The 1,174-nt window shown below is 69.6% G+C and carries 1 pseudogene; it reads right to left on the bottom strand.

Features of this window, described 5'->3' with window-relative positions:
- Nucleotides 1-1,174 (bottom strand): annotated as a pseudogene (locus tag EBH09_RS00050) (alpha-1,4-glucan--maltose-1-phosphate maltosyltransferase); the annotation flags it as partial.

Genomic DNA, 1,174 nt, shown 5'->3' with positions numbered 1-1,174 from the left:
CGCCGGATGGTGTTGAGCTGGGTGATGAGGGGGGCGATGGTGGTGCCCTCGCGGGCGGCGGTGGCCCAGTCGCGTGGTTTGAGCTGGTATTTCTCGCTGTCGAGGTATTCCTCGCTGCCTTCGCGCAGGGGGGTGTTCTCGCAGAGTTCGTAGCCGCTGTAGATGCCCCAGGCGGGGGAGAGGGTGGCGGCGAGGACGGCGCGGACCTCGAAGGCGGGGCGGCCGCCGTGCTGGAGGTAGGCGTGCAGGATGTCGGGGGTGTTGGCGAAGAAGTTGGGCCGCATGTAGGAGGCGGCGTCCCCCGAGAGTTCGGTGAGGTACTCGGTCAGTTCCTGCTTGGTGTTGCGCCAGGTGAAGTAGGTGTAGGACTGCTGGAAGCCGATCTGGGCCAGGGTGTGCATCATCGCGGGGCGGGTGAAGGCCTCCGCCAGGAAGATCACGTCGGGGTCGGCGCGGTTGATGTCGCCGATCACGCGTTCCCAGAAGACGACGGGTTTGGTGTGGGGGTTGTCGACGCGGAAGATCCGCACCCCGTGGTCCATCCAGTGGCGCAGCACGCGGACCGTCTCGGCGACGAGTCCGTCGAGGTCGGCGTCGAAGGCGACGGGGTAGATGTCCTGGTACTTCTTGGGCGGGTTCTCGGCGTGGGCGATGGTGCCGTCGGGGCGGTGGTGGAACCAGTCGGGGTGTTTGTGGACCCAGGGGTGGTCGGGGGAGCACTGGAGGGCGAAGTCGAGGGCGACCTCCAGGCCCTGGCGGGCGGCTTCGGCGACGAAGTGGTCGAAGTCGTCGATCGTGCCGAGCTGGGGGTGGATGGTGTCGTGGCCGCCCTCGGGGGAGCCGATGGCCCAGGGGACGCCGACGTCGTCGGGGGTGGCGGAGAGGGTGTTGTTGCGGCCCTTGCGGTGGGTGGTGCCGATGGGGTGGACGGGCGGGAGGTAGACGACGTCGAAGCCCATCGCGGCGATGGCGGGCAGTCTGCGGGCGGCGGTGCGGAAGGTGCCGTGGGGCTGCTCGGGGGTGCCCTCGGAGCGGGGGAAGAACTCGTACCAGGCGCCGTACAGGGCGCGTTCGCGCTCCACGAGCAGGGGCAGCGGGTCGGAGGTGGTGACCAGCTCCCGCAGCGGATGCCGGGCCAGTACCGCGTCCACCTCCGGTGTCAACGCCGCCGCCA

It is taken from the genome of Streptomyces sp. E2N166, assembly GCF_003671715.1.
In the GTDB taxonomy this organism is placed as follows: Bacteria; Actinomycetota; Actinomycetes; order Streptomycetales; family Streptomycetaceae; genus Streptomyces; species Streptomyces thinghirensis.
This window is presented reverse-complemented; position numbering and strand designations above follow the sequence as displayed.